This is a genomic window from Methylobacter sp. Wu8, from assembly GCF_036440755.1.
Classification (GTDB): Bacteria; Pseudomonadota; Gammaproteobacteria; order Methylococcales; family Methylomonadaceae; genus Methylobacter_A; species Methylobacter_A tundripaludum_A.
In genome coordinates this window covers 14,202-40,745 of the sequence record NZ_JAZGVT010000074.1, presented here as the reverse complement: position 1 = coordinate 40,745, position 26,544 = coordinate 14,202, and the positions used below count along the sequence as shown (strand labels likewise).

The following is a 26,544-nucleotide window of genomic DNA, read 5'->3' as shown; positions in this document are numbered from 1 at the left end:
GCTTATAACCTCAACGTAATGACTGGTCAGATGTTATACGTTCATGGTATCGGGCGCAATGCCGGAAGGGTAGGGCGCTAAGAATTAAGATTTTAATTTTACGGCCAGCGTCAAAACAAAATCGGTCTCTATTTCCAGTTCCTCCGCATCTTTAATGGCTTGTTGGACGCTTGGGTCGGCTCGCCACGCAAACGGCGTCATTTGCAACAGGGCGATTCTTTGTTCGGGAGCCGGGGTGATTTTATAACTGATACGCTGTGTATTAATGCGCTCGAAACCTTGCGGCAGTTCATTCTCCAAAGCATGTTCCTTCACTTCGGCATAGATGAATTGTTTTAATTGCCACAGATGCCTGGGACCCGGTGTTGCGGTTAGTAAAAGCCCTGACGGTTTTAGTATCCGTTTCAGTTCATCATCGTTTGACGGGGCAAATACTCTCAATACAAAATCGAAATAACGGTCTGCATAAGGCAACCGGTTGGCGCTTGCGACGATGAATCGGGCGTTGGGCTGTTTTTTCGCGGCTGCGGCGACTGCAAACTTGGCAATATCGACGCCATGCAGCATCATCGGATTTGAACAATAGGTTTCAATCTTCCGGCTGTAATAGCCCTCGCCGCAACCCAGATCCAGCAGATGATTGGGATGATTTGCATCAATCATCATCGATACCGCTTTGGCCAGCGGTTCATAATGACCGGCTTCCAAAAACTCTCGCCGGGCCTGCATCATTTGCTTGTTATCGCCGGGTTCCGCAGAATGTTTGAACTGCACCGGCAAAAGGTTCAGGTAACCTTCTTTTGCAAGATCGAATTGATGGTTGTTTTCGCAAACGTAATTTTTAGCCGATTGATTAAGCTGTAGTGAGGCCGCGCAAAGGGGGCATATATAGCAGGATTGCGGCTGGTAAGATTTGTGCATGAAAGCAAGGGAGCTCGGCTAGGCCGGGCAAAAAAATCAGGAGGGGGTGGGCGGTAGTTTTAATGGTAGACAGGATCAACTTAAGTTAACCCTGCCCCAATTAAAATCGGATCTTAGTGATTGATCGACTTGTAAAAGCCTAATGCTTTGTTTAATTCAGCAATGGCTTTTTCTTCATCTGCACTTTTACCGATGATTTGCGCTTTGATAATGCTATCAAGGCCTTGCTTTACAACAGTTTCGTTGCCGACGATTTCTTCAGAAGCGTTACGTGCTGCTTTCTCGTGTGTATAAGCGGCATTGAAATCATGTTTGCCGATTTCGGCTATCGCTGCTTCAAGATGCGCAATAACTTCTGCGGCTTTTGCATCTTCAGCCAAAACAACGGTGCTTGCACCGAAAGAGATAGCCATAATGAAGGTGATTACTGCTTTTTTGATTAAATTCATCATATACCTATGAAGTGTTTTGATGTGATTTCCAGACTACGCCTGAAAATAAATAATTGGAAAGACCACTGCTTTCCAGACGCTATGATATACGATAAATCTTAAATGCAACTGAAATAAATTCGCACAATGAAGAACCGGCAGGCGATGCCGAAACCTGTATCATAGGGTCGTTCAAGGTCAGGGCGCCAAAGTGATCATGCATTGACTGCTGCTCTGGTTGTCGGCACGTTAACAATCAGCATAGGGCATCAGCAATAAAAAAAGCCTCTGTCTGGAAAGATCCGGCAGAGGCTGAGGTCTGTCGCTCCGTTTGCGGCAGATTGGTTAACGGTCAATCTGCCTTATGCTCTGCGTCTCATCTTTAATGCCGGCATTATTTAAAGGTTACGTCTGTGTAATTGATGGTTGAGATAGGAAACGTCATATTGGTTATGAGGGTACCGTTGACGTTGTAATCGTACAAGTGGTTTCCTGAAGCCAAGTACACGTTATTGTTCGGCCCGGCCGAGATGCCGCTGGCATTGAAGCCCGTATTAAAAAACGAAAGCTGGTTCAGCTTCAAGTCTCTGACGGTTACGCCCTGTTGCGAACCCGTGTACGAAGCATACACTTTGCCGCCGCTAACGGCTACGTCGGTATAGTTGATGGTGGCGATCGGAAAGGTCATATTGGTTATGAGGGTGCCGTCGACTTTGTAGTTATACAGGTGGTTTCCGGAAGCCAAATACACATCATTGTTAGGTCCGGCAGCGATACCGCTGGCATTGAAGCCCGTGTTAAAGAATGAAAGTTGATTCAACTTCAGATCGCGGACGGTTACACCCTGTTGTGAACCGGTATACGATGCATACACCTTGTCTCCGCTAACGGCTACGCTTGTGTAGTTGATGCCGCCGTCGGGGAAAGTCATGTCGGTTATCAAAGCACCATTGGCGCTATAGTTGTACAGATGGTTTCCAGAAGCCAAGTACACATCATTGTTAGGCCCCGGAGCGATACCGCTGGCATTGAACCCCGTGTTAAAGAACGAAAGTTGGTTCAACTTCAGATCGCGAACGGTTACACCTTGTTGCGAACCGGTGTATGAAGCATAAACCACATCCGCACTTGCCTGTCCGGCGATAGTCATCATCATTATTAGGATAATAATATTCAACAAGCGATTCTTCTTCATAAGATACTTCCTTCGTTGGTTTATCAAAAATGTATTGGAGAAAGGCGCTCAATATGAGCACAGATATGTTTTTACCACCTCATGATGATAAAACTATGCAGGCCGGGAGATTATGACAAACTGGCGAAGTCGGGTGCTTGAACGGATTCTGCCGGCGCGGACAGTCTTGCGCTCAAGTAGCATCTTCACAATAATCCAGAACCATACGGCATTCGCTTCGATTGCAATATGCTTCCGACGCATGGCATGCAAGTCTACGGAAAGGCATCCTAAAAAAATATCGGTGGATGATGATTTTGGGGAAAGCATCGACTGTTTTTTTGTAAGTTTTTTCTTGTTTGTGTAGTCAATAGCATCGGACACTGAGGTATCCGGTAGACCGCCATATGTGAAGCACGGTGGGGAAACGGCATCGGACAGAGGGCGGAAGAGGAGCGGAAAATTCGTTAATACCGTGGCTTCATACGGCTTATCAGAGCTTGATCTGTGCTGGAACTACATTGAGAGCAAATCAGCCACCGCATCGTGCTATACCATCGATATGCATAACAATACCGCTGGTGACTGGGCGACATATTGTTTACTTTGATGGTCCGAAGTGTCCTAACTAGAGGGGCGTTGACCGAGGCAGAAGTGCATATTGGTCACTCCTGCCTCAGTTTTTTTATTTAAAGATGGTGCAGATTAACTTTCGCTGACTTGCGCAATCCAGTCTTGCAGGTTGTAATAGTTGGTAATGCGGGCCACTTTGTTGTCGCGGATTTCAAAAAAAGCGCCTGCCGGCAGGCGGTATTTTTGCCCTTGTGCGGCAGGTAGGCCTTCGTCGGTTTTAATATATTCGCCCAGCACCACAAATTCCGCAGCCGCGCGTTTGCCGTTTTCTGTCGCCATGATGACCATGTCGACCAGCTGTTCTTTGTAATTGTTGTTCATGCAGGCCATGAACTGGGTGAAGGCGTCTTTGCCAATTTCGCGTCTGCCTTGGTTGATGTCGTGGATGACGTCGTCGGTCAGCAGATTAAGGAAAGTATCCATGTCGCCGCCGTTGAATGCGGCGTAGTATTGTTCTACAAGTTTGATGCTGTCTTGTTGGTTCATAGTGATTCCGTGGTTGATAAATTCAGAGTGATATTGGGTTAGTCTTTTTCCCAGCTATCCCGCAGGGTCACGGTGCGGTTAAACACCAGTTTGCCATTCACGCTGTCTATCGCGTCAAGGCAAAAATAGCCGGTACGTTCAAACTGGTAACGGTTTTCCGCTTGAGCATGGGCCAAGCTGGCCTCGACCCGGCAATTGCTAAGGACTTCCAGCGAATCCGGGTTTATGACGTCCAGGAAATTTTCTTCATTGTCAGGGTTAGGCACGCTGAATAAGCGGTTATACAGGCGCAGTTCCGCCGGTTGCGAATGCTGCTCGGAAACCCAGTGGATCACGCCTTTGACTTTTCGGCCTTCGGGGTTTTTGCCCAAGGTGTCGGGGTCGTAGCTGCAACGCAATTCGGTGATGTTGCCAGCAGCATCCTTGATGATTTCGTTGCACCGGATAACGTAAGAGCCGCGCAAACGGACTTCGCCGCCTTCCACCAAACGCTTGAATTTTGGCGGCGGATTTTCGGCAAAATCATCCCGTTCGATCAAAATGACCTTGGAGAAAGGCACGATGCGTTTGCCCAGCTCGGGTTTTTGCGGGTGGTTGCTGACTTCCAGTTGCTCTGTTTGGCCTTCAGGATAATTGTCGATGACCACGCGCAGCGGCTGTAGAACCGCCATGGCTCTGAGCGCATTCTCGTTTAAATCTTCGCGGATGCAGTATTCCAGCACGCCCATTTCAATCCATGAGTTTTGCTTGGTCAGACCGATGCGCTCGCAAAAATCGCGTATCGATTTAGGCGTAAAACCTGCGCGGCGCAAACCGGCGATAGTCGGCATGCGTGGGTCGTCCCAACCGTTTACGTGTTTTTCGGTGACCAACTGGTTGAGTTTGCGTTTACTGACGATGGTGTACTCGAGCTGCAAGCGGGCAAATTCAATCTGCTGCGGATGGGTCGGTGTCTTAACCTGATCCAGCACCCAGTCGTAAAGCGGGCGGTGGTCTTCAAACTCCAGCGTACACAGCGAATGGGTGATGCCTTCCAGCGCGTCGGAAATGCAGTGGGTGTAATCGTACATCGGATAGATGCACCAGTCGTCGCCGGTGCGTTGGTGATGCACGCGGCGAATCCGGTACAACGCCGGGTCGCGCATGTTGATGTTGGGCGAAGCCATGTCGATTTTTGCGCGCAGCACGTACTGGCCGTCAGCAAATTCACCGGCGCGCATGCGTTTGAATAAATCGAGGTTTTCCGCTATAGGACGGCTACGGTCGGGGCTTTCCTTGCCGGGTTCGGTCAAGGTGCCGCGATAGGCCCTGATTTGTTCGGCGGACAGGCTGTCGACATAGGCCAGTCCTTGTTCGATCAGTTGCACGGCATAGTCGTAGAGCTGCTCGAAATAATCCGACGCGTGATGTAATTCCGACCATTCAAAGCCCAGCCAGTGTACGTCGCGCTTGATCGATTCCACGTATTCGTCGCTTTCTTTTTCGGGATTGGTGTCGTCAAAACGCAGATTGCAGCGGCCGTTGTTTTCGGCGGCGATGCCGAAATTCAGGCAGATCGATTTTGCATGACCGATATGCAGGTAGCCGTTAGGCTCGGGGGGGAAGCGGGTGATGACTTTGCCGTTGTTTTTGTTGTCTTTCAGATCATTGGCGATGATCTGGCGGATAAAGTTTGACGTAGGTTGGTTATCGTTTGTGGACATTGGTTTTTGTTATTGAAGTGGGTTTATGTCAATTATACGTGTTACTTGGCCGATACGGACTATTAATAATAGATGCGGATTTGGCTGATTGGCACTGATAAAAAAAGGAAAAAATCCGTTTAAATCCGTCTTATCACTGTTGTCCGTGTTCTATTTTTTCAGGCAATTATACCTTGAATGGGCGCTGCTGGGCTATTCGGCAACCAGCGTCTGTATCCGGTGAAAACCTTCGCCGTCATTGCCCAGAACATCGGCCAGCCACGGCAAAACCTGTTGCATTTCAGCTGCCAAAGTCCACGGCGGATTGACGACGATCATGCCGCTGGCGGTCATGCCGTGTTCGTCGCTGTCAGCGCGTATGCCCAGTTCGAATAACTGCACATTGTTGATGCCGCTGGCTTGAATTGCGCGCTCCAGTTTCTTATTGCGGCTACGCTCAATGACCGGATACCAGAGCGCATAAGTGCCTGTAGCAAAACGCTTATGCATGACGGCCAGTGCTTCAACAACTTCTTGGTAATCGCTTTTTATTTCATAGGAAGGGTCAATCAGTATCAGTCCCCGGCGTTCGAATGGCGGCAACAACTTTAAACAGCTTTTTAAACCATCGCCATGAAATACGCTGATGCGCTTATCTTTGTCGGCTTCGGCGGTTAATAGCTTTATTTCGGTGTTGTGCAGTTCAAATAAACACAGCCGGTCTTTGTCGCGCAGCAACTGTTTGGTAATTAACGGAGAGCCGGGATAGCGGGTTAATTTGCCGGGGCCGTTAAAGCGTTTGATCAGGCTGACATAGTGGGCAACGCATTCCGGCAAGTCATTGCGTTGCCATAGCTTGCCGATGCCGGTGTCAAACTCCCGGTTTTTTAATGCGTAGTCGCCGTCCAGCTCGTATTTTCCGGGGCCTGCATGGGTATCGATGCAGCAAAAGGGCTTGTCTTTCTTTGTTAAGTATCCAAGAGATTGTATCAGGACGATATGTTTTAGTACGTCGGCAAAATTGCCCGCGTGAAAGGAATGTCGGTAGCTGAGCATGATGGATTTAATTGTTTAGAGTACTTTGTCGAATATCGTCATGCCTATTTCGAAAGCAATCAGCCAGATAATAATCCACTCCAATATCGTTGAATGCCGGTGTTTTTGCTCGTCCGCCAGCATTTCAAATAACTCGTGGATAGTCTCCAGCTTTTTTGACAAAACCTCGGTCCGCTGGGCTATTTCCAGGTACTTGGCGGTGACGCCGTAAAAAGCCTCATATTCCGGGTATTCCCAAAAGAAATCAGGCGTATCGAGCAGGTCGTAATTCAAAATGATGTCGCTTTTGGTTAAAAACAGCTGTCCGCGGATTTTCGCTATTTTATGACGGCTTAATTTGATTCTTCCGTTTTCAGCTAATGATTTGGGAATGTAGCTGGTGTTGTTGATGGTTGTAATGGCATTGGTTTCAAAAGCGGCCAGCTTAATCGATTGGGCCATGCCTTGGGATAATGCAAATATCAGAATGGGATCCGAAGATTCGATTTCAATATGGTCTTCAACAATGCGGGTGTTGGGGCAATCGAGAGCGAAACTGAAGTTGTCTTCCTCCGGTGAAATCAGCGGATAAGCTGCATGATCCAACAATAATTGATGCAACTTGGTCTGCTGTTCCGAACTGACATTCCAGTGCACAACAGCGCCGTAAGCAAAGACCACCGACCAGGATTGATCATCCTCAATCAGTAAAGCGCCTTTAATAATTCTTATCAGCGATGAATCTGAAAGCAATTTTGCCAATGCGCTAATATCAAAGCTTTGCGCCAGACAAAAAGCTACGCAGTGTTTAATGGACTGGTTTTCAGACATGAAACGCTCTTAAAAATTAACATTCGTTGATCGTGTCGGCAGACAGATACTTCCATCTGCCGATGCAGATGAAAAAGAACCGCTATTACTCGGCAATTTTTACCAGCCAGCCGTCTTCGCCATTACATCTTGAAACCTTGGCGTTAACCTTGATGTTGATTCTTGCCGTTGTGTTAACTAATTCGGCGGGTAAATGCCCTTTTACTACAATAAACGATTCTTTATCTTCCGTTGTCACTTCAACGGGGATGGTTTTTACAGTGACTTTGATTTGCTCGGGTTTTTCCACATTAAAAGCGTAAAAAGAGAACGCGGACCCCGGCGCAACGGTTGCTAAATTTGCAGGCAGAAACTTGGTAAGTTGCGGTTTTGAGCAGGCATTTTCCCCGCCGCCGCCACCGCTGCTGCTTGCGCCGTGTCCGCTATGATGCTCTGCTGCATGACTTGCGCTGACGCTAAAGCAGGAAACTATAAAAAATAGGGCTAGTAGTCTTGGTGCTTTCATAGGATTACCTTGTCATTATTATTTTTGTCGTGATCAGTAAAGAGGGGCCCTGCCGCTGCCAAAGCGCAATTATATGCACAAATCATAAAACATTGGCATAGTCTTGTTCCAGTTGCCGGAAATTCATGGTCGACATGAAACGGCTGAAACTCATCCAGGACGAAAGGCCCATCAGGTCTTTAAACTGCGGCGGCAAAAAGCGTGGCGCTATCACGGTGCCTTCTTCAACCAGGTCCACCAGCACCTTCATGTCTTCTATCATGGTTTTACCGCAAAACAGCAACGGGATGCGATCAGGTTTGCCCTTGCTGACCGCCAGGCGCATGAAATTATAAGTCAGTACAAAGCCTTTGATGTAGGTCAGGTCTTTGGTGAACGGCATGCCGTCAGAGCTGCTGCCCCTGAATACCCGGCTGCTGAGCGTATAACTTTCTTCCTTGTCCAAGCCTTTATCCCTAAAGAAATCGAATATATCCATAAAGTCAGCGCCTTCTTCGGCCAGCGTGATGGCGCGCACTCGGTTGATCAGGCGCATCAGCCGGTTCGGTGTGGAACTGAAGGTTAATATCTCCATTAGTACAGCTAACCCTTCCTGGGTGATGGTCGCGGACGGCGGCCCTTTGCCGAGGAATGTGCAATAGGGTTGAGCCAGACCGTTCAGGGTAGTCCCCAAATGCACCCATATTTCGTGAACTTCAAGTACGCGCAGGTCGCGCATGTTGAACCATGCATCGGCGCGCAATTTAATGTAATCGGTGCCGGCGGCGGCATCGGCGACGATACCGTCGCTAAGCATCGCGCGCAGGCCGTCGCCCGGAAACACGGTTTCAATTTTTTCGTTAAGGATGGCGACAGCATCCTTGGCGTTGATGGTTTTGGGCTCCTCGACCAGGAAATCCAGTTTCAGCAGTTGCGACAGGGTTTCTTCCATCATGCTGCCGAGATCGGCAATGGTTGGGTCGCCGACATGAAAAACGTCCTGGGATGAGCCGTATAATTCCTGGGAAATATTGGCGAAGGTCGGTTTCCCTCTGGTCTCCAGCATACGCACCACGTCCAGGTATTCCTTGCAAATGCGGCGCATGATCACGCTGAGCGGGTTGAGCTGGCCAAGCTTGCGCATCAAATCACGCTCGATTTGGTAAAACTCCTGTTTCTTTTCGTTCGGGTCAAAGCCCAAGGGACGTTTTTGATAATAATCGGGGGTGACTATCGGCGATTGTTTGCAATCGCTGTCAAAAAAAGCCTGTTTGATATGATCATCCCATTTGATCGCGTCGAGTATGCGGATCGGTTGTTGAGCCTTGACGATCCGGTCCGATAGCGTTTTGACTTCGGTCAGATAAGCGGAGGGTTTAATGGCTTTTTTGCGCATGAGTGTCGTCCATTAGAGATGCAGTGTTCAAGGTTGTAAGTATATCTTTATTACATATTTAAATTCACCACGTAGGTCACGAAGTTTTATGGCGATCTTTGTGGAGAATGAAATATTTACGCTGCTTCATCACTCGATTAACCGGCTTTTGAGGGGGCAGCTGCGTCCGTGACAAAATCGCATTCAAGGTTTCAATGGATAGATAAAGCCGATGGGGATTTCAATGTCGCAAATTTTAAATAATTATCTATATTTAAGGCTTTATATGTCTTTATGCATGGAATACTTAAGATTAATTTAAGGTTAAATGACCAAAATGAAATCTCTGTAATTATACGTAATAAAGCATGGACACGAGTACCACGACTATGACTGAAAGCGACATTATTTCATCAAGACGCAAGTTCCTAAAAAACATGGCTTATGGCTCCTTGCTGATGGCAGGGGGAATCGGGACCGCAAACGCTAAAGTTAAACACATAGCCTCGCACGCAATGCTTAATTCGCATTCGACTTCCCATAAGACGCGCATTCATGACACGCTGCATCGGCATTTGTCTTCACATATGTCTTCGCATCAGGCGGATGTCAATAACCTATTTGATCGGAACTCGCCCTCGCATAAGGTGCTTGCTTTCCATAACACCCATACAGGTGACCAGCTGAAGCTGACTTATTTTGAGCAGGGCCGTTACATCAAAGATGCTCTTCACGAAATTAATCATTTGTTTCGTGACTACCATGACGGTAGTGTCCACCCTATTGACCCGGCATTGCTGGATCAGTTGTATGATCTGAAACATACTCTTGAGGTCAGGAAGCCTTTTCATATCGTCTCCGGTTATAGGTCGCCGGCTACCAATGCCGATTTGCGCAAACACAGCGATGGCGTCGCCAAAAACAGCCTGCATATGCAGGGCAGGGCGATTGATATACGCATTGAGGGCTTGGATACCAGACGAATCAGAAATGCAGCGCTTGCCATGCGTCGCGGCGGCGTCGGCTATTACGAAAAATCCGACTTTGTGCATCTGGATACAGGTAGTGTGAGAACCTGGGGTAGCTAGATTTCTATTCGAAAGTTATTTAATATGATGTGCCGGATTGCCGCTTTTATTTAATTAGCGCTCCCGGCGCAGTATTAGTGCCGATAAAAAGCAATTGGTCGGGTAGGTCGTCCGGTTTGCTAAGAGCCTCCATCAATGCCGCGTCATGACCGTAAATATCAGGGTAAAATTCTAAATTATCATTCTGGTCAAAAAAAGCCGTGGTATAAAAAAACAACACCGGTATTGGCTTTTTCAAGATCACACGTTGCGTTTTGGCCGTGTTCATGGCCTGTTGTATCGTTTCTGCATTCCAATTATCCTGGTTTTTAAGCGCAAATTCAGCCAGTTTTTGAGGGGCGGCAACTCTCACGCAGCCATGACTGAAATCCCTTCTTGACTGGCTAAACAACGCATTTGCCGGCGTATCGTGCAAATACACATCGTCTTTATTGGGGAAAATGAACTTGACTTTACCCAAGGCGTTTTTATCCCCGGGGCGCTGCCTGATTCTTAACTTTCCCTGTTTAAGCAGATTCATTGTTTCCTCGTTAAGCGCCATAGGGCTTTCCGAGTCGCGAAATACAGAAACGACTTCCATGTTTTCTTTATCAAGGTAATAACTGTTTCGAGTTAGTTTGGGTAATATTTCGTTTTTTATGATGCTGTAAGGGACATTCCAGTAAGGCATGAAATCGATAAAATGCATTTCCGCCATCAATACCGGTGTTTGGTATTTCAGCGCTTTACCGACAACGACTCTCATATTAATTATATTGGCATCGGCTTGATCAATGTCATCGAACGCCCATAACTGGAAGGCCGGGATGTTGACAATAATGGATGCTCCGCCATTGAACTCAGGCAGCCAACGCAGTCTTTCCATAGCTAACTCGACTTGTGTTACGCGTTGGCTTAAAGGCACGTTAAGCGTGGACACAGAGCTCTTTCCGATATGACCATCGGCAGTGAGCCCATGTCTTTTTTGGAAATTCTTAACTCCGGCAGCGATAGCCTCGGTGTATAGCAATGGGTTTTCCGTACTGATGGCAGATTTATCTTTGGGCAAATCACCGATAATAGTTAAAAATCGTTGTAATTCGGCAATTTGCGGATGGGTGTCGCCGGGATGCAAGGTTTTTTCTATAACCAGCTGAAAAGGCTGCGCGGTTGCGGCAAGTTGACGGTAATTAGCCAATGCCTGTTTTAGCTTTTGATATTGCTTTAAAGTCGGTTCGACCGATAGCGGTAATTGAATCAGCGTATTTTGCGCCAAGCTGTTTTTAATCAGCAAGGGTAGGTCGATCAGCTTTTTTTCTCTTAGCTTCAAGTTAAAATTAATGCCTTGCGGATTTACGCGGCCATAATGTAAATCATGCAGGAACCGTAATAACGATATACTTATCGCCGTGTCATATAATGCTAACTCTTTGTACGAATCAGGCTTAAGTTTCAATATGGATAGCAGTTTCTGCCGTAGCGGATCGGCATCATAATTTTTTGGATTTAAACCATGGCTAGTTGCGTTCGCCAACAGATTGAGCACATCGGTAATGTTTTTTTCAGCATTCGCGTTGCCCAGCCACAGCAGTTGGTGGTTTGACATCGTGTAGATGGACTCAAGGTCTTCGGTACGATTTGGAAAATTGGACAGCATCAGGTAAGGATGCTGTTTGGCTGCAATAATCGCGGAAATTTCCCGGGCTATACCGTGTTCCTGATTGATGGTTTCTTCGGCAAGTAGGGCCTGCATGGGGAAAATCAGGAACAGAAAGATGAGCGATCGAGAAATAAAATATTCTATGGTCTTTTTCAATTGATGTCTTCGCTGAAAAATTTTGTAATATTAAGTATTGCAGTTGGGTTACGATAAATCTTTTTATAATAATCAGTCTTTTTGCTGTATGGCTCGATGACGGCACGATTCTAACATCAACTGCATTGTCGTGGGAATTTGAGGTAGCCATTCGTGCGGCGACAGCATTATTAAGTTTCAATCAACTACTAGGCGACGCAATGGCAAATCTTACTTTTTTAGGCGCAACGGGCCAAGTTACCGGTTCCTGTTACTTACTTGAAACCGATTCCAGTCGAATACTGCTTGATTGCGGATTGTTTCAGGGGAGCAAGGAAACGGAAAAACAAAATGAAGCCGATTTTCCGTTTAATCCCGCCAGTATTGACGCCGTGGTCTTGTCTCACGCCCATCTCGACCACTGCGGACGTTTGCCGATGCTGGTTAAAGGAGGATTCAACGGGCCGGTATTTTTGACCGAAGCCAGTTTTCCACTACTGGAATTGATGTTGATGGATGCCGCCCATTTGCAATTACGGGATACCGAGTGGGAAAATAAACGCCGGGAACGGGCCGGTAAGCCGCTGCTTGAGCCTCTGTATACCGAAGCGGATGTTAACGCGTTGCTGGAATTGCGTCAGCCGATAGCCTACGGCACGGAAAGCAAAATACTTCCCGGTCTTAGTGTCTCTTTTCATGAGGCCGGCCATATACTCGGTTCATCCATCGTGCGTTTGCGCATTAACGAGAAAGACAAAACCAAAACACTGGTTTTTTCCGGTGATTTGGGCAATTTGAATTCGCCGTTAATGCGCGACCCGACTGTTTTTACCGAAGCCGATGTCTTGTTGCTTGAATCCACTTACGGCGACCGTGATCACAAGCCGCTGGAAAACACGCTGGAGGAATTACGCGCAGCATTGGCGGAAGCCTCAGAGAGTGGCGGCAATGTGATTATTCCCGCTTTTGCGGTGGGCAGAACCCAGGACCTGATTTACTGGCTAGGTAAAATTCAGCGTCAGGGCGGACTGCCTCAGAAACAGGTTTATCTGGATAGTCCGATGGCGATTAGAGCCAGTAATATCTACGCTGATAATGCTCATTTATTCAATATCGACGATCCCGAATTCACTAAAATTGCTCCCGATGGTTGGCAAGCCTGGCTTCCTGAGTTGATCTATTCAGAGACGGCGGAAGAGTCGATGGCCGTTAACCGTATCGCCGGCGGCGTGATTATTATTGCCGGCAGCGGCATGTGTACCGGCGGCCGCATTCGTCATCATCTTAAATACAATTTATGGCGGCACAATGCGCATATCATTATCGCGGGCTTTCAAGCCGAAGGTACTTTGGGTCGGGTTATTGTCGACGGTAAGAAATCACATTTAAAAATCCTGGGTGCTGATGTTAACGTAGCGGCTAAGGTGCATACACTCGGTGCGTTAAGCGCTCATGCTGATCAAAGCCAGTTGTTACAGTGGGCGGGGCATTTTGATGAACCCAAGCCGAGACTTTATCTGATTCATGGCGAGAAAGCGGCTATGTTATCATTGCAGACCTGTTTTAAACGCACAGGGTGGAGTGCGAATATTCCTCGGGTAGGGGAGAAAATTACTATTTAAATAAATTTAGTGGGCCTTAAAAATACTTACATATTACAAATCGGGATAGGCAAATTATAAAAAGCCATGCATTCACTTCTATTTGAAAATAATTCAAGATGGCCGGTACCAGTCTTTTAGTTTTACTTGATGATATAGCTGCGGTCCTGGATGACGTAGCCCTGATGACCAAGGTTGCAGCAAAGAAAACGGCTGGTGTTTTGGGTGATGACTTGGCGCTGAATGCCGAGCAGGTATCCGGTATCAGGGCGGATCGCGAGCTACCGGTAGTATGGGCGGTCGCGAAAGGTTCATTGAAAAATAAACTGATTTTAGTGCCTACGGCTCTAATAATAAGTTGGATTGCGCCGGGTCTAATCATGCCGTTGCTGATGTTGGGAGGCGCTTATCTGTGTTTTGAAGGGTTTGAAAAATTGGTGCACCCGTTGTTGAATGCTCACGCTGAGGATGAAGCTCAACATGCCGAGCTGACTGCGGCAGTCGCTAATCCGGAGATCGATCTGGTGGCGTTTGAGCAGGACAAAATTAAAGGAGCGGTTCGCACCGATTTTGTTCTATCAGCAGAAATTATTGTCATCACGTTGGGTACTGTGGCAACTGCGGCTTTTACGACCAAAGTAGCGGTAGTTTCCGGTATTGCGGTGATTATGACCATCGGTGTGTATGGTCTGGTGGCCCTCATTGTGAAGCTGGACGATGCTGGATTCTATTTATGTCAAAGGCAGGGCCTTAGACTATGGGGGGGAATCCTGCATAAAATTGGTCGTGCATGTTTGTTTGGTGCGCCGTACCTGATGAGATTGCTGACAATTATCGGCACTGCGGCAATGTTTATGGTCGGTGGTGGAATTCTAGTCCACGGCATTCCGGCCGCACACCGCTTCACTGATCATCTGGCTCAAAGCGCCAACATCGTGCCTAGTATTGGCGGCGTGATTGAAACTCTGGCTTTTTCGCTATTCAATGCGCTGACGGGTATTTTTTCCGGGGCACTCGTTTTAGGGGGCGTAATATTAATGAAGTATCTTTGCAGATGCGCTCAAAGATAGGAAAAAACGCGATAACTGTTTGACATTAAGCCAGCTTCTACTTGATGGGTTTTATGCCCATAAGTTCAAAACTGCTTAATATGAGCTTGACTCAAGACTGATGCGAGTCTTGAGTCAAGTATATTGAGTTTGTTACGCTGGGGTTACATTTTCGGCTTGTGGACCTTTTTGGCCTTGAGTTACTTCCATAGTAACTTTCTGGCCTTCCCTTAAGGTCTTGCGACCGGTGCCGTTAATTGCGCTATGGTGAACAAAAACATCTTTGCCACCTTCTTGTTCAATAAATCCAAAACCTTTTTCATCATTGAACCACTTAACGGTACCTACAACTTGCTCTGACATATCACACTCTTACTTAAAAAATTCGCCAATTTTTGTCGGCGTTACAAATCCCAGCTCTATAATAAAGCCGGCTCAAACTTTAACTGCGGCAGATGATAGCACTAAAAAGATAAGCAGAGCAAAATATTTTAACTAGGTCCAAAGATAATTCCATTGCAATCGTAATAAAAATTTCAAATGGGATAAATTTATTATAAAAATTAGGTGAATGCGGTGGCGCGGCATGTCAACTAAGAGATGGTTATTCCTGGTTTATGGCTGAATCAAAAGTTGTTGGTAAGCGCCTCGATAATACAAAAGCGGTTCGCCTGAGCGGCATACGCAGTTTTGTACTTCGCCGATTATAATCCAGTGCGTACCTGCGTGGATTTTTTCAATGACTATGCATTCCAGAGATGTCAGGCTGCTATCCAGAATAGGAGCTCCGATAATGCCGGGCGTCCATGGTGTATTTTCAAATCGCTGCTCTTGACTGCTGCCGCCGGCAAATTGATTGGAAACGTCTTGTTGAGATGCGGTTAATACATTGACGGCAAAGCATTGGCTTTCTTGAATTCCTACTCCGGTGTCAGCTGATTCATTAATACAAACCAATACTTGAGGCGGATTAATCGATACGCTGGAAAATGCGGTTACGGTCATGCCTTGAAGGCCGAATTTTTCAGAGTGCGTCGTCACAACAGTGACGCCGCTGGCCCATAGTTGCATCGCTTTTTTAAAATCATCAACACCAACAGTCATTAATTTCCCCTGTTATTTATAAAGATACCGCCTACGTTTTGCCTAAAAGTAGACAAGATATGGCGTTTTTTAAGGTTATTTAGAAGTATATGATACAGTAATGATGCGTTATTTTGTTAAATACGAGGATAGAAAAGGTGTCAGTTTTGGCGTCTAATCGTTAATATTTAAAAATATCAAAGCCGAACCTGCTGATTATATTCTCTTATGTTCAGCCCCTATTCCCAAGGAAGCTGCTTGTTTCAGTGTTCTGAAAATTTTATCAAGATATTAACGCGGCGATTTTTTTCTCTTCCTTCCGGTGTTGAATTATCGGCTATAGGCATGGTGTCTGCGTAAGTGATGGCTCGTAAGCGGCTGGTGTCGAGTTGTTGCGAGACCAGAAAATGCAGGACACTGGTGGCTCGGGAAGAACCCAGCTCCCAATTGGATGGAAATTGGGCGGTTTTAATGGGAATGTTGTCTGTATGTCCTTCAATTAGAATCAGGCCGACCGCCTGTTTCAATAAAGGCGTAAGGCGCTTTAATAATGACTCTCCAGACGCCGTTAGCGCCGCCTCTGAGGATTTAAATAATACTTTGTCCTGAATCTCAAGCTGCGCATAGCCTTGAGCGATTTTTATATTGACGGCCTTGTTAAGACCAAACTCATCAATTGTTTTAGTTAACTGTTGGTGTAATTTATTTTCATCTGTTGAGTCGATGTCGGCCGGTTTTGGCGGAGGGTTTATTGTGGTTTCGGTTTTAATTTCTGGCGTAGGGGTAACAATGCTGCTTTCTTTGGATTCAGTCTTGATCTCGGCTATCTGTTCAGTGAGCATGATTTGTTGGATAGGCGGATTTTCAATAAAAACGGAGGGTGGGCAGCTTACGAAGACAGGCGCAGCAATAGTTTGACATGCCATGACAGGTGCTTTTTTAGGTTTACGGGTTGTTGGTTTTTGTTCCGTATTAATGTCGCTGACAGTAATTAATGTAATTACCAACATGACGATCAGGACAAAGACATCCAGATAGGTTAGCAGCCAGTTTTGCGGGTTGCGATTACTCGGCTGGTTAAGTAGATCCTCTAAGGATAAGGAGGATTGTAATTTTGAAAATGGGGCTTTACTCATTTACAGTGCTGATAAGTTGGACGCTTAGTCTTTTAATTCATTATCGTAGTGCATAATGAATGATTTGAGTGTTTCCCGTATAAATGATGGGCTACGGCGATCAGCTATCAGTGTAATGCCTTCCATGACCATACTCATGATCATGATGCGCTGTTCGGTACGTCTTTCCAGTTTTATGGCGATAGGGTGAAAAACGAGATTAGCCATAATGAGGCCGTAAAAGGTTGTAATTAACGCAGTCCCCATGTTGTAACTTATGCCCGCTATGTCTTTAAGCTCAATAATTTGCAGCATGTTGATCATGCCTATCAGGGTACCCAGCATACCAAACGCCGGAGAGTAGGCGGCCAGACTATAAAATATATTAGCCTCGGTTTTTTCTTTGGCTCTTAAGCGGGCAATGCGCCATTTGAGCAATGCTAGAATATCTTCTACCGGCGTATTGTCTACGACAAGCTGGAAACCTGTTTTCAAATAAGGGTTGTTGATGCTGTCGATAATGTTTTCTATTGCGAGTTTGTCCCGGTTAAACCACATTCGAGAAACCGTAATAATTTCATTGGCCTCTCGTTGCGGATTTAAGCTCTCATAAAAGAAAATAAGTTTGAGCGATTTCAAGCTGTGTTTAATGTCTCTTAAAGGGTAGCTTAAGAAGATAGCGGCAATCGTGCCGCCAATAACAATCACAAAACCTGTCAGATTTAGAAAAGAAAGCGGGTCATTTGCAGCAAATATAACAATGAAAAGGAATAGAATAATGCTGAGGAAAATACCTACAGCTGTTGAGTAGTTAACTTTTTTTGGGAGTGCTTGTAGAGATGTCTTTTTGAATTTCATTTTGCAATAATATCAGAACATGTTGATTCTGCGGGTATTCATGGTTTTTGATCTGGTAAAATCATATTACATCGATGCAGCTAAATCTACTTTATGTGTAAATACGGATATATAATGCGCATTGATAATCTTGGAAAACAGGAATGCGATCATTTTTATGTAGCGAACTGTTTTATAATTAACCAATAAAGGAATGGAAAAAAGTTATGATTAGTGTCCTGCTTGTTGATGATCATGAGCTCGTTCGAACCGGAATTGAGGCATTATTAAACGATGCCGAAGATATTACGGTTATCGGTGTGGCTGAATCGGGTGAGAAAGCTGTCGATACGGTTGTTACGTTGTCCCCGGATGTTGTGTTGATGGATGTTAACATGCCCGGAATAGGTGGTGTGGAAGCCTGTCGTAGAATCCTGCAACAAGATCCTGAAGTAAAGATCATTGCGGTATCTGTTCGTAATGACGGTCCTATCCCTCATCAATTGCTCAAGCTTGGCGTTTTAGGTTTTGTTTCTAAGGGATCCCCGGTCGATGAGATGGTTAACGCCATTCGGAAGGTAATGGAGGGTAAACGTTATCTGTGTTCCGAAGTTGCGAATAACCTGGCGTTTCAAAGTTTGCCGGGGGGTAATGAATCGCCATTTTCGGCGCTATCCCAAAGAGAAGCTGAAGTTGTTACTTTAATTCTTCAGGGAAAAACCATCAAAGAAATGTCTGAAATGTTGCTTCTCAGTGATAAAACGGTAAACACTTACCGCTATCGTCTTTACGGCAAACTGCACGTAAAAAATGATGTCGAATTAATTCGATTGGCAATTAAATTCGGCTATATTGATGATGCTTTGATTTAACAACTCAGGTTCCCATAATTTAACGGGAAACCTGAGTTATCGGTTAGCTTAACTCGCAAATTGCTTGTTATTCTAGTCTATAGTGGGGCCGAATTGCATTTCTCTGGCTTTGTTAAACGCATATCTAAAGTCAATATACAACGGCTGTTCAGGTCCCAGCATTGCTTCTAATAATTCATGCTGTAGTTGAAATTTAACATTTCCTATGGCTAAAGCACCAATGCCTACTGCGCCTGGAGCCTTTGTCGCGTGACTTAAGGGGGCGCCGCAATCGTCGTTTTTGACGCCCTCTATGCCAAAAGGTGGAACTGCGTTAACATCGCCAGCTACTTTTAGCTGTGTTGCTTCTTTTAGCACCCCGGCACTTAAAACTTGAATGCCTGCTTTGGCCGTGCAAAAAATAATATCGGTATTAGCAACCAGTTGAACTTTATCGGCTTCTGAATTGGCCAAGGCTCCTTTGAGAGTGCAATTAAAACGACGATTGTAGGCTTTAGCAACGTCCAAAGCCGTATCAGCCGATAAGTGGTCGGTTAATGTCACATCGGCGCCGGCTAACGAGGCAATAATGCCTGTCGCAATACCCACAGGACCTGTTCCGCCAAAAATAACAATTGAACACTCTTTCAGTTCTTTGTTGTGTTTTGCTTTCAGTTCTTTCTCTGCACAGGTGACTAATGCTGCTGCTGTGGTGAAAGCGCCGCTGGGGTCGGCAAAAACCGATACTTCAAAAGGCGAAACCATGGCTTGCTTGCTTGTCTTCAGCATGTCCATGGCTAGACCTAAGTCGCGGCCGCCAATAAAAATGCCGGTGCGCTTAACGCCTGATGGGCTGCGGGAGAAAGTTGCGTCTTGAGTCAGGCCGTAAACGCTATCCAGTTTGACGTTGTTATAGGGAATAAGCACATCAAAACCCGCATCCAGTGCCATATTAATGTCGAATGGGCTGTTGTTCGGCATGGGATCAAGCATGTGAAGAATGCTGCGTTTCGCCATTAGAGTTCCTTGTTATCGTTATGCAGGTTAATTCGAGAAGTTAGACTTAAGCATTTGATTTAATATATTCTCTGGCGGTTTCAAAGGCGTGCTCGAAATGCAGGTAAACAGGTTTTTCGCTGCTGATCATTTTTTTCAATAAGAGGATCTGGGTTTGATACTTAATATTACCAATTGCCATAGCGCCCAAGCCGACAGCACCGCTGATTGAGCCTTCAATGGGGGTTCCGTTATGGAAAGCGTCAACGCCCGCGATACCTGATGGCGGCACTGCGTTAACATCGGCGGCGACTTTAAGTTGAGGGGCCGATGCGATGAGTTCAGCACTTAATAATTCAATGCCCGCCGCGCCGGTTGCAAAAACAACATCAGCTGTTTTGATATATTCACCTTTATTCGCATCGGCACCGGCTTCAATGTTAATTTTACCTTCGCCAAATTCATTGTTGCACATGTCGGCAATGGCTTGAGCCTTATCCAATTGACGACCGATAAGCTTGACGTGCGCCCCACCTTGAGCGGCAATTACTGCAACCACTTGGCCGACAGGACCGGTTCCGCCCAAAACTAGAATATTTTTTCCTTCCAACGTGGTGTCGAATTTAGTCATTAATTCGCGTTCAACGGCAGAAACCATGCCTGCCGCAGTGGTAAATGCGCCGCTAGGATCGGCGAACACGGAAACTTCAAAAGGAGCAAACATGGAGCGTTTGGCAGTTTTCAGCATATCCATCGCTTGTTTGGTATCGCGTCCGCCAATGAATATCCCCGTGCGTTTTAAGTTTTTGGGGCTGCGGGAAAAAATGGCATCCTGCACCAGACCCTGGACTTCGCTAGGCTCAACATTGATATAGGGTAGTGCGGAAACCCAGCCAGCATCCAATGCCATATTGACATCAAATGGACTAAGGTTTTTGGCTGTGGTTAGCATGTGTAAAATGAATGGCTTTTCCATGATCTCTCCTTATGAATTATCGGACAAGTATAAAAGAAAAAGCAGCAGAATAAAAATGTCCTTACCTATTTGAGTTTTAAACCGATGATGAATCTGTGTATCATCCAAACAATTTTATGTGTTTTGGGTATGGTACGAGGTGCGGATGAATGATCTGAAAAATCAACAGCGCCGCAAGATTTACGATGCACGCAATGGGCAAATAGATAAGGATGAGCTCAGCAGGCTCATTTGCTCCCGATTTATTGCGCAACCGATTTACCGGCAGGCAAAAACAATCATGTGGTATAACCATTGCCGCTCAGAAGTAAGGACTCGACAGGCATTGTCAGACGAACTGGCAACGGGTAAGCGTATCGTCATCCCTTACTGTACTAAAGATGAGCAGGGGCATAACAAATTAGGCTTGTGGAGGCTGGAGAGTTTTGTCGAGCTAATACAGGGAACGTGGGGGATTTTGGAGCCCCCCAAACAACGATGGGGGGAGCCGGGGAAAGAAGTTGACCCAGGAGAACTCGATTGCATCATGGTGCCGGGTGTGGCTTTTGATCGAAATGGAGGGCGCCTTGGCAATGGCGCGGGTTATTATGACCGCTTATTGAAGAATGTCAGGGCCGATGCGGTGTTGGTCGGCGTTTGTTTTGAATCGCAGTTAGTTGAGCAAGTCGTTGCCGATGCTCATGATGTGGCTATGGATTATGTAATGACCGAAAAAACGCTTTATGCCAGCAAAGGACGGCAGTTTTCCCGTTGATGGATTTCCAAGTACTGAAAGACAGTGTTTATTCCTCGCCGGCTTTTGTTTTGGATGAAACAGAAGCTGCCAAGGCGTTGGCAATGTTAGCCGACCTGAGGAATCAGTGCGGCTGCAAGGTTTTATATTCGATAAAAGCATTGCCTTTTTCCGCTGTACTGGACATGGCGAAACCTTTTGTTGACGGCTTTTCGGCCAGTTCCTTATTCGAGGCCAGGCTGGCCGGTGAGGTTTTATCAGGACAAGGCTCTATTCATTTGACCACGCCAGGCATAAGGACGGACGAACTGGACGAGTTAAGTTTGCTGTGTTCACACATTAGCTTCAATTCTTTGACGCAATATCAACGCTATGCCGAGACGGCTGGGGCACTGACCTCAATCGGCCTGAGGATTAATCCAAAGCTGTCTTTTCTGCATGACGATCGGTTTGACCCTTGTCGGCAGCATTCAAAACTGGGGGTGGCGATTGAAGAGTTGAGTCGATCAATTGGTCTGGATCAAATTCAGGGCTTGCATATTCATAATGTTTTTTCGTCAACCGATTTTACCCCGTTGATTAAAACCGTTGAAAAACTCCAACACTATTTGGGGATAGGATTGGCTGAACTGGAATGGTTGAATCTCGGAGGCGGCTATTTGTTCGGCCAAATTGAAGATCACCGGCCGTTTATTGAGCTGGTAAAAAAACTGAAAAACGATTTCGGCCTTGAGGTTTATATCGAGCCGGGCAAAGCGATTGTAGGCCAAGCAGGGCATTTAGTGGCGACAGTGATTGATAGCTTTGTCAGCGACGGTGAAACTATTGCCATACTGGACACTTCAATCAATCACCATCCCGAAGTGTTCGAGTATCAGCGTCAGCCCGAATTGCACGAACATGATCCCGACGGACAATATAGCGCTATTTTGGCGGGCTGCACCTGCCTGGCTGGGGATGTATTTGGCAAATATTGTTTTAAAGCGCCTTTGGCAGTAGGCGATAAAGTGGTTTTTAACAACGTCGGCGCCTACACCCTGATCAAGGCAAACCGCTTTAATGGTTACAATCTGCCGGATATTTATGTCAGCAACTCCCTGCGGGTAAAAAAATTGAAACATTATGATTATCAGGATTATCGCCGGCAATGGCTGGCTGATTAAGAGTACGTGATGATTCAGCGTTCATTAAGACAGATGTCTGTACATTTTCAATTACTCAAAAAAGGTTAAAAATATGAAAGCGATAATGATGACCGCAATCGGTAATCCCGATGTTTTGGAATTACAGGATATTGCTGAGCCGGAGATCTCTACCGCAACGCAAGTTAAGGTCAGGCTTAAAGCCGCTGGCGTCAATCCTGTCGACACCAAAATCAGGCGTAACGGCTTGCTTTACGATAATCCATTGCCTGCGGTATTGGGCTGCGACGGAGCAGGGGAGGTTGTTGAAACAGGCAGTGCAGTCAGCCGATTCAAACCGGGCGACAAAGTCTGGTTTTGCCACGGTGGGTTAGGCCGTGAACAGGGCAACTACGGCGAATATAATGTACTGGATCAACGCTGGGTCAGTTTGATGCCGGAAACCAGCTCATTTACCGAGGCTGCTGCATTGCCGCTGGTGTTGATTACCGCGTGGGGCGGTCTGATAGATCGCGGCGGATTGCAATCAGGGCAAACCGTATTGATTCACGCCGGAGCCGGCGGGGTAGGGCATGTGGCGATACAGTTGGCAAAACTGAAAGGCGCACGAGTGATTACTACGGTGAGTTCAGAACAGAAAGCTGAATTCGTCCAAGCGTTGGGTGCTGATGAAGTCATCCGTTATACCAAAGGCGGTTTTGCCGATGCAGTCAATGAACTTACTGACGGTAAAGGCGCGGACTTGGTTTTTGATACGGTGGGAGCCGAAGTGTTTAAACAAAGCATCCAGGCGACAGCGCACTTCGGTCGTCTGGTGACCTTGCTTGATCCGGGTGAGCTGAATCTGGCTGAAGCCCGAATACGCAATTTATTGATAGGCTTTGAGCTGATGTTAACGCCGATGCTTAGAGATTTGCCGGAGGCAAGAGACAAACACGTTGAAATTTTAAACCAATGCACGCAGTGGCTTGAGAAAGGGCAATTAAAAACCCATATCGGCAAACAGTTGTTGCTGGCAGAAGCCGCGAAAGCCCATGAGCTGATAGAAACCGGGCATAGCACAGGAAAAATTGTGCTGATCATATAGCGCGGTCGCAAGGAGCATCAGTGGGCAGAAATAATGCATGGCAACGCGGCTTTGTATACGGATAACAGACAGATGGTTGCTGATTCGGGCAATCCTCCTATGTATAATAGCAGACGCTAATTAAAAGAATGTTGTAAGAGGTTATGGCAGAAAAAACAAGAAAACGCGGATCAGGTCGATATGACACGAAAAAACCAACCCCAAAAAAATCGACTTCACATTGGTTTAGAAATTCAGTACTGGTTTTTATGGCCGGATTTGCGTTTTTATTGGCAAGTTATTTGGGCTACCTGGATTATAACGTGCGTACCCAATTTGAAGGTAAACGCTGGGCTATTCCGGCCAGGGTTTATGCCAGTCCGGTAGAACTCTATGCCGGTTATAACCTGACGACCGCGAAGTTTGAAGAGTTGTTGCAAACGCTGCATTACCGTCATGATGCGCAGCTGTCTTCGGAAGGCACGTATTTTAAAAGCGGCTCGCAAATCAGCGTAAAAACCAGGGCGTTTACCTTTTGGGATCAAACCCAACCCAGCAGTGTTATCAGGGTGAATTTTACCGTATCAGGCATTGCCAATATCGTTGATGCGTCGCAAACCAAAGACCTTGCCATTGTGCGCCTGGATCCGGTGCAAATCGGCAGCTTATACCCCACCATAAAGGAAGACCGGATTTTAATTAAGCTGGAAGAAGCGCCGGATGCACTGATTAAGGGCTTGTTGGCTTCAGAAGACCGGGACTTTTATCAGCACATCGGCATTTCATTTAAAGGCATTGCCAGGGCAATGTGGATGAATGTGCTGGCCGGGCATATGGTGCAAGGCGGCAGCACGATCACGCAACAGCTGGTTAAGAACTTTTATTTGACCTCTGAACGCAGCTTGTCGCGTAAAGTAAAAGAAGCCTTGATGGCGCTGATTCTGGAATATCGCTACAGCAAAGACGAGATTCTGGAAGCCTATTTGAATGAAATCTATCTGGGCCAGGATGGCGCCAGCGCTGTACATGGCTTTGGCCTGGCCAGCGAATTCTATTTCGGCAGCTCTTTAAAGGACTTGCCGTTGGAACATATAGCCTCGTTGATTGCGTTGGTTCGCGGACCCTCCGAGTATGATCCACGGCGTTATGCCGATCGATCCATGCAGCGGCGCAATCTGGTGCTGGAAGAGATGGAAGCGGAAGGCTATATCACTAAAAAACAGGCGGACGAGGCAAGAGCAAAGCCTTTAAACGTAATTGCCAATACCCACCGGTCAACCAACCGCTATCCGGGTTTTCTTGATTTGGTCAAGCGGCAATTAAGACAGGATTATAAGGAGGAAGATTTAACTTCCGAAGGGCTGAGAATTTTTACCACGCTGGATACGCGGGTTCAGGATGCGCTGGAGGAAACGGCGACTAAAAAGCTGAATCAGCTGGAAAAGCTGCCTAAAGCGAACGAACTTGAAGCCGCCGCGGTAGTGACGCGTAGGGACAGCGGTGAAATAGCCGCGTTGATGAGTGGTCGTGAGCAATCCGGTGCCGGATTTAATCGCGCTATGGATGCGGTCAGGCCGATCGGCTCATTAATTAAGCCGGTCGTGTATTTGACCGCGTTGGAATATCCTGACAAGTACACCATTACCACGCCGGTCAGCGATACGGCGATTGTGGTTAAGGGAGCGGGGGGCAACGATTGGAGCCCCAGCAACTACGATCACCAAGAGCATGGCACGGTAGGTTTTCATACGGCGTTGGCGCACTCTTACAATCTGGCTACCGTTCGGATAGGGATGGATATAGGAGTGGCCAGGGTCGCCAAAACATTAAGAAGCATGGGCATTACCCGGCCGGTTGACCTGTTTCCATCGCTTCTGCTGGGAGCCGCGCACTTAACGCCGATGGAAGTCACCCAGATTTACCAAACGCTGGCCGGTGACGGTTTTGCAACGCCGTTAAAAGGTATTCGTGCGGTCGTCGCGGCCGACGGCACACGCCTGCAAAGTTATCCATTTACGGTGAGACAGGTGCTCGATCCATCGGTCACCTATATCGTTAACACCATATTGCAGGAAGTCATGCATGAAGGTACCGGACGTTCAGCATATTCATCGTTTCCGGAAAATTATGGCTTGGTCGGCAAAACCGGCACGACCAATGATTCAAAAGACAGCTGGTTTGCCGGTTACACCGGAGATTATTTGGCCGTAGTCTGGATTGGCCGGGACGACAACAAGCCGGCCGGATTGACGGGAGCAAGCGGCGCTTTGCAAGTCTGGACTTCATTAATGAAGCAGGTTTCAACCCAGCCGGTGACCCTGATTCCTCCCGATAATATCAAGATGGCTTGGGTTGATCCGGCCAACGGCTTACTGGCGAATGAAAATTGCTTTGGAGCGAAGGAATATCCCTTCATTGCCGGTTCAGCGCCGGAAGAATCTTCACCGTGCGTCGATTCACCTGTTAATCAAATTGAAACGATGATTAATAATTTGTTACCGGATAACTAAACAAAGGTATTGGTATTTATGAGTAAAATTACAATTTTCGCCGGTTTGATCGCCATGATGCTGTTTAATGCTCCGGGCCATGCGGAAGACAAACCGGTCAGGCAGTTGAAGGCGTTTTTAAAGAATACAAAATCGCTGACTGCCGATTTTAAACAGGTATTGATTAATGAAGCGGGCAATCCTACCCAAACCAGTTACGGCGTTTTTTATCTGCAACGGCCGGGTAAATTTCGCTGGGATTATTTAAAACCCTTTCAACAACAGATTGTCTCTACGTCGGGTAAAGTCTGGTTTTACGATACCGACCTGGAACAAGTCACCGTTAAAAAACTGGACGAATCGGTGGGGTCGACGCCGGCATTGCTGCTAAGCGGCGAAATATTGCTGGATGATAACTTCACGATGGAACACCAGGGGGTTGACGGCGACTTGATGTGGGTAAAGTTATTACCCAAAAACCAGGAAAGCAGTTTTAAATATGTGTTGATCGGCTTGAATAACGATTCACTGGGCGGCATGGAGTTGAGTGACAATTTCGGTCAGCTCACGCGTATTTATTTTTCCAATGTTATTTTGAATCCACCGTTAAAACAGACTTTGTTTGAGTTTAATGCGCCCAAGGGTGTCGATGTTTTCTCGGATTGATATAGGCAAAAGGCGCAAGCTGTATG

At 46.6% G+C, this 26,544-nt stretch carries 26 protein-coding genes; 9 read left to right on the top strand and 17 right to left on the bottom strand.

The features are described 5' to 3' along the window. Positions 1 to 84 precede the first annotated feature (84 nt). From rlmA to V3O24_RS16635, 10 genes are all read right to left on the bottom strand, one after another. Positions 85 to 921: a 23S rRNA (guanine(745)-N(1))-methyltransferase gene (gene rlmA / locus V3O24_RS16680; RefSeq protein ID WP_331308095.1), complete on the bottom strand. Its 837-nt coding sequence runs from the start codon at positions 919 to 921 to the stop codon at positions 85 to 87. 113 nt (positions 922 to 1,034) lie between these two features. Beyond that, a complete protein-coding gene (locus V3O24_RS16675; protein WP_331308094.1) occupies positions 1,035 to 1,373 on the bottom strand; it encodes a hypothetical protein in 339 nt (112 codons plus the stop codon). A 373-nt stretch (positions 1,374 to 1,746) separates the two neighbouring features. Then, complete coding sequence (locus V3O24_RS16670; RefSeq protein ID WP_219820888.1) at positions 1,747 to 2,547, bottom strand: hypothetical protein; 801 nt, start codon at positions 2,545 to 2,547, stop codon at positions 1,747 to 1,749. Between the two features lie 93 nt (positions 2,548 to 2,640). Next, complete coding sequence (locus tag V3O24_RS16665) at positions 2,641 to 2,910, bottom strand: hypothetical protein (RefSeq protein WP_331308093.1); 270 nt, start codon at positions 2,908 to 2,910, stop codon at positions 2,641 to 2,643. 321 nt (positions 2,911 to 3,231) lie between these two features. Continuing rightward, the gene (locus V3O24_RS16660) at positions 3,232 to 3,645 is read right to left on the bottom strand and encodes a ketosteroid isomerase-related protein (protein ID WP_331308092.1); all 414 of its coding nucleotides are present in this window, start codon (positions 3,643 to 3,645) and stop codon (positions 3,232 to 3,234) included. Between the two features lie 38 nt (positions 3,646 to 3,683). Beyond that, a complete protein-coding gene (locus tag V3O24_RS16655) occupies positions 3,684 to 5,348 on the bottom strand; it encodes a glutamine--tRNA ligase/YqeY domain fusion protein (RefSeq protein WP_331308091.1) in 1,665 nt (554 codons plus the stop codon). 192 nt (positions 5,349 to 5,540) lie between these two features. Then, positions 5,541 to 6,383, bottom strand: coding sequence for a 23S rRNA (adenine(2030)-N(6))-methyltransferase RlmJ (rlmJ, locus tag V3O24_RS16650; RefSeq protein WP_104424847.1), 843 nt, complete (start codon positions 6,381 to 6,383; stop codon positions 5,541 to 5,543). A gap of 15 nt (positions 6,384 to 6,398) precedes the next feature. Further along, complete coding sequence (locus V3O24_RS16645; protein ID WP_104424846.1) at positions 6,399 to 7,193, bottom strand: RMD1 family protein; 795 nt, start codon at positions 7,191 to 7,193, stop codon at positions 6,399 to 6,401. An 85-nt stretch (positions 7,194 to 7,278) separates the two neighbouring features. Further along, a complete protein-coding gene (locus V3O24_RS16640; RefSeq protein ID WP_331308090.1) occupies positions 7,279 to 7,698 on the bottom strand; it encodes a hypothetical protein in 420 nt (139 codons plus the stop codon). An 82-nt stretch (positions 7,699 to 7,780) separates the two neighbouring features. Beyond that, positions 7,781 to 9,073 (bottom strand): flavohemoglobin expression-modulating QEGLA motif protein, encoded by a 1,293-nt coding sequence (locus V3O24_RS16635; protein WP_331308089.1) that lies wholly within the window; start codon positions 9,071 to 9,073, stop codon positions 7,781 to 7,783. A 368-nt stretch (positions 9,074 to 9,441) separates the two neighbouring features. On the opposite strand from V3O24_RS16635, the gene V3O24_RS16630 reads away from it, so the two are divergent. After that, positions 9,442 to 10,140: a DUF882 domain-containing protein gene (locus tag V3O24_RS16630; protein WP_104424843.1), complete on the top strand. Its 699-nt coding sequence runs from the start codon at positions 9,442 to 9,444 to the stop codon at positions 10,138 to 10,140. Between the two features lie 46 nt (positions 10,141 to 10,186). Here V3O24_RS16630 and V3O24_RS16625 read toward each other — a convergent pair whose 3' ends face one another. Then, positions 10,187 to 11,872, bottom strand: coding sequence for a L,D-transpeptidase family protein (locus tag V3O24_RS16625; protein ID WP_258076694.1), 1,686 nt, complete (start codon positions 11,870 to 11,872; stop codon positions 10,187 to 10,189). Between the two features lie 263 nt (positions 11,873 to 12,135). On the opposite strand from V3O24_RS16625, the gene V3O24_RS16620 reads away from it, so the two are divergent. Both V3O24_RS16620 and V3O24_RS16615 read left to right on the top strand, forming a co-directional pair. Continuing rightward, positions 12,136 to 13,536 (top strand): MBL fold metallo-hydrolase, encoded by a 1,401-nt coding sequence (locus tag V3O24_RS16620; protein WP_104424842.1) that lies wholly within the window; start codon positions 12,136 to 12,138, stop codon positions 13,534 to 13,536. Between the two features lie 98 nt (positions 13,537 to 13,634). After that, positions 13,635 to 14,585, top strand: coding sequence for a DUF808 domain-containing protein (locus V3O24_RS16615; protein ID WP_331308088.1), 951 nt, complete (start codon positions 13,635 to 13,637; stop codon positions 14,583 to 14,585). A 132-nt stretch (positions 14,586 to 14,717) separates the two neighbouring features. Here V3O24_RS16615 and V3O24_RS16610 read toward each other — a convergent pair whose 3' ends face one another. The 4 genes from V3O24_RS16610 to V3O24_RS16595 form a co-directional block, all read right to left on the bottom strand. Continuing rightward, positions 14,718 to 14,927, bottom strand: a complete 210-nt coding sequence (locus V3O24_RS16610) for a cold-shock protein (RefSeq protein WP_104424840.1) — start codon at positions 14,925 to 14,927, stop codon at positions 14,718 to 14,720. A 252-nt stretch (positions 14,928 to 15,179) separates the two neighbouring features. After that, positions 15,180 to 15,668: a flavin reductase family protein gene (locus V3O24_RS16605; protein WP_104424839.1), complete on the bottom strand. Its 489-nt coding sequence runs from the start codon at positions 15,666 to 15,668 to the stop codon at positions 15,180 to 15,182. Positions 15,669 to 15,910: 242 nt separating this feature from the next. After that, positions 15,911 to 16,783 (bottom strand): OmpA family protein, encoded by an 873-nt coding sequence (locus V3O24_RS16600; protein ID WP_331308087.1) that lies wholly within the window; start codon positions 16,781 to 16,783, stop codon positions 15,911 to 15,913. A 24-nt stretch (positions 16,784 to 16,807) separates the two neighbouring features. Beyond that, on the bottom strand, positions 16,808 to 17,620 hold the full coding sequence (locus V3O24_RS16595) for a MotA/TolQ/ExbB proton channel family protein (RefSeq protein WP_104424837.1): 813 nt from the start codon (positions 17,618 to 17,620) through the stop codon (positions 16,808 to 16,810). A gap of 206 nt (positions 17,621 to 17,826) precedes the next feature. Between V3O24_RS16595 and V3O24_RS16590 the strand changes: the two genes are divergently transcribed. Then, positions 17,827 to 18,471 (top strand): response regulator, encoded by a 645-nt coding sequence (locus V3O24_RS16590; RefSeq protein ID WP_331308086.1) that lies wholly within the window; start codon positions 17,827 to 17,829, stop codon positions 18,469 to 18,471. A gap of 72 nt (positions 18,472 to 18,543) precedes the next feature. Here V3O24_RS16590 and V3O24_RS16585 read toward each other — a convergent pair whose 3' ends face one another. Continuing rightward, a complete protein-coding gene (locus V3O24_RS16585) occupies positions 18,544 to 19,467 on the bottom strand; it encodes an NAD(P)-dependent methylenetetrahydromethanopterin dehydrogenase (RefSeq protein WP_104424836.1) in 924 nt (307 codons plus the stop codon). Between the two features lie 46 nt (positions 19,468 to 19,513). Next, positions 19,514 to 20,422 carry an NADP-dependent methylenetetrahydromethanopterin/methylenetetrahydrofolate dehydrogenase gene (locus V3O24_RS16580; RefSeq protein ID WP_104424835.1) on the bottom strand — a complete coding sequence of 303 codons (909 nt, stop codon included), beginning with the start codon at positions 20,420 to 20,422 and terminating at the stop codon, positions 19,514 to 19,516. A gap of 145 nt (positions 20,423 to 20,567) precedes the next feature. On the opposite strand from V3O24_RS16580, the gene V3O24_RS16575 reads away from it, so the two are divergent. The 5 genes from V3O24_RS16575 (at position 20,568) to lolA (ending at position 26,518) form a co-directional block, all read left to right on the top strand. Beyond that, positions 20,568 to 21,176: a 5-formyltetrahydrofolate cyclo-ligase gene (locus V3O24_RS16575; RefSeq protein ID WP_331308085.1), complete on the top strand. Its 609-nt coding sequence runs from the start codon at positions 20,568 to 20,570 to the stop codon at positions 21,174 to 21,176. Further along, the gene (locus V3O24_RS16570; RefSeq protein ID WP_331308084.1) at positions 21,176 to 22,318 is read left to right on the top strand and encodes a carboxynorspermidine decarboxylase; all 1,143 of its coding nucleotides are present in this window, start codon (positions 21,176 to 21,178) and stop codon (positions 22,316 to 22,318) included. The genes V3O24_RS16575 and V3O24_RS16570 overlap by 1 nt, the downstream gene beginning before the upstream one ends. Before the next feature lie 73 nt (positions 22,319 to 22,391). Next, positions 22,392 to 23,384, top strand: a complete 993-nt coding sequence (locus V3O24_RS16565) for a zinc-dependent alcohol dehydrogenase family protein (protein ID WP_331308083.1) — start codon at positions 22,392 to 22,394, stop codon at positions 23,382 to 23,384. Positions 23,385 to 23,527: 143 nt separating this feature from the next. Then, the gene (gene mrcB / locus V3O24_RS16560) at positions 23,528 to 25,873 is read left to right on the top strand and encodes a penicillin-binding protein 1B (RefSeq protein WP_331308082.1); all 2,346 of its coding nucleotides are present in this window, start codon (positions 23,528 to 23,530) and stop codon (positions 25,871 to 25,873) included. 18 nt (positions 25,874 to 25,891) lie between these two features. Then, on the top strand, positions 25,892 to 26,518 hold the full coding sequence (gene lolA / locus V3O24_RS16555) for an outer membrane lipoprotein chaperone LolA (RefSeq protein ID WP_331308081.1): 627 nt from the start codon (positions 25,892 to 25,894) through the stop codon (positions 26,516 to 26,518). The last annotated feature ends 26 nt before the right edge of the window (positions 26,519 to 26,544 follow it).